This window comes from Pseudomonas sp. CM25 (genome assembly GCF_013179705.1).
GTDB lineage: Bacteria > Pseudomonadota > Gammaproteobacteria > Pseudomonadales > Pseudomonadaceae > Aquipseudomonas.
The window spans coordinates 1-2,372 of the sequence record NZ_JABMCW010000550.1 but is presented as its reverse complement, the minus strand read 5'-3'; the positions used below and the strand labels follow the sequence as shown (position 1 = coordinate 2,372).

At 65.8% G+C, this 2,372-nt stretch carries 2 protein-coding genes; both read left to right on the top strand.

Annotated features, from left to right (window positions below; all coding sequences use genetic code 11):
- Nucleotides 1-181: 181 nt before the first annotated feature.
- Nucleotides 182-1,537: a pitrilysin family protein gene (locus tag HP546_RS29270; RefSeq protein ID WP_172233070.1), complete on the top strand. Its 1,356-nt coding sequence runs from the start codon at nucleotides 182-184 to the stop codon at nucleotides 1,535-1,537.
- On the top strand, nucleotides 1,530-2,372 hold an 843-nt coding region (locus HP546_RS29265), incomplete at its 3' end, for a pitrilysin family protein (RefSeq protein ID WP_172233067.1). The genes HP546_RS29270 and HP546_RS29265, both read left to right, overlap by 8 nt.

Sequence of the window (2,372 nt, the reverse complement as noted above, 5' to 3'; positions counted from 1 at the left end):
ATTCTTTCTACGCAGAACAGACTATCTTGAAGCCGGCTGGTTCATGCGCAACGTTTTGTCGAAGTGTCCTGTGGGCCAGAACGGCGACAGGCATGGTCGCCAGGCAACCGGATCAGTATCCTAGCATCTCCTGGCCCGCCGACGCTAAACCCAGCAGGCCGCCGAACAGGTTAAACACCGTATGAATGCTCTAGCCCGCCGCGCCGCTGGCCTGTTGCTCGGCACGCTCTGCCTGCCGCTCGCGGCCTTGGCCGCCGATGTGCAACCCACCCACGAATTCATCCTCGACAATGGCCTGAAAGTGGTCGTGCGCGAGGACCACCGCGCCCCGGTGGTGGTCTCGCAGATCTGGTACAAGGTCGGCTCCAGCTATGAAACCCCGGGCCAGACCGGGCTTTCCCATGCGCTGGAACACATGATGTTCAAGGGCAGCGCCAAAGTCGGCCCCGGAGAAGCATCGCGCATCCTGCGCGACCTCGGCGCCGAAGAAAATGCCTTTACCAGCGACGATTACACCGCCTATTACCAGGTATTGGCCCGCGACCGCCTGCCGGTAGCCCTGGAGCTGGAAGCCGACCGCCTGGCCAGCCTGCGCCTGCCCGCCGACGAGTTCAGCCGCGAAATCGAGGTCATCAAGGAAGAACGCCGCCTGCGCACCGATGACCAGCCCAATTCCAAGGCGTTCGAGCTGTTCCGCGCCATGGCCTACCCGGCCAGCGGCTACCACACCCCGACCATCGGCTGGATGGCCGACCTGGAGCGCATGAAGGTCGAGGAGCTGCGCCACTGGTATGAATCCTGGTACGCGCCCAACAACGCCACCCTGGTGGTGGTCGGCGATGTCACCGCCGACGAGGTCAAGGGCCTGGCGCAGAAGTACTTCGGCGCCATCCCCAAGCGCCCGGTGCCGCCGGCCAAACTGCCCCTGGAGCTGGCCGAGCCTGGCCAGCGCCAGCTGACCCTGCACGTACGCACCCAGCTGCCCAGCCTGATCTACGGCTTCAACGTCCCCGGCCTGCCCACCGCCAAGGAGCCGCGCACGGTGCATGCCCTGCGCCTGATCTCGGCCCTGCTCGACGGTGGCTACAGCGCCCGCATGCCGGCGCGCCTGGAGCGTGGCCAGGAGCTGGTAGCCGGCGCCTCATCCAGCTACAACGCCTTCACCCGCGGCGACAGCCTGTTCCTGATCTCGGCCACGCCGAACGTGCAAAAGCAGAAAACCCTCGCCGATGTCGAAAAGGGCGTGTGGCAGCTGCTTGACGAACTCAAGACCACACCGCCCAGCGCCGAGGAACTCGAACGCGTGCGCGCCCAGGTCATCGCTGGCCTGGTCTACGACCGCGACTCCATCAGCAGCCAGGCCACCACCATTGGCCAGCTGGAAACCGTCGGCCTGTCCTGGAAGCTTATCGACAGCGAGCTGGACGAGCTCAAGCGCGTGACCCCGCAGGACATCCAGAACGCCGCGCGCACCTACTTCACCCGCGAACGCCTGAGCGTTGCCCATGTACTGCCCGAGGAGTCCGCTCATGAGTGATCGCCGCGCATCACGCCCAACCTTGCTGGCCACGGGCATCCGCGCCCTGACGCTGACAGCAGTGCTGGTCACCCCGGCCATGGCGGATAACGCAGCAAAGGCCGACAGCAGCGCCGCGCGCCCGGCCAACACGTTGCAGTCGCTGGCCGAACTGGATGGCAAGGCACCCAGCCGGCGTGAGCTGAACATCCAGCACTGGACCACCGCCGAAGGCGCCCGGGTGCTGTTCGTCGAAGCCCGCGAACTGCCCATGTTCGACCTGCGCGTAACCTTCGCTGCCGGCAGCAGCCAGGACGGCGGCACACCTGGCCTGGCAGCCCTGACCAACGCCATGCTCAACGAGGGCGTGGCCGGCAAGGATGTGACCGCCATCGCCGAGGGCTTCGAAGGCCTGGGCGCGGATTTTGGCAACGGCTCCTACCGCGACATGGCCGTGGCCTCGCTACGCAGCCTCAGCGCCAAAGACAAGCGTGAGCCGGCGCTCAAGCTGTTCTCCGAGGTAGCCGGCAAACCGACTTTCCCGGAAGACGCCCTCAAGCGCATCAAGAACCAGATGCTGGCCGGTTTCGAATACGAGAAGCAGAACCCAGGCAAGATTGCCGGCAAGGCGCTGTTCGGCAAGCTCTACGGCGATCACCCGTACGCTCACCCGAGCGACGGCACTGCCGAAAGCGTCACCGGCATTACCCTCGACCAGCTGCGTGCGTTCCACGCCAAGGCCTACACCGGCAGCAACGCGGTCATAGCCCTGGTCGGCGACCTCAGCCGCGCCGAAGCCGAGGCCATTGCCGCACAGGTATCGGACGGCCTGCCAAAAGGCCCGGCGCTCGCCGCA

Coding starts and splice junctions, on each gene's coding strand:
- HP546_RS29270 (WP_172233070.1), top strand. CDS start 182: ATGAATGCTCTAGCCCGCCGCGCCGCTGGCCTGTTGCTCGGCACGCTC.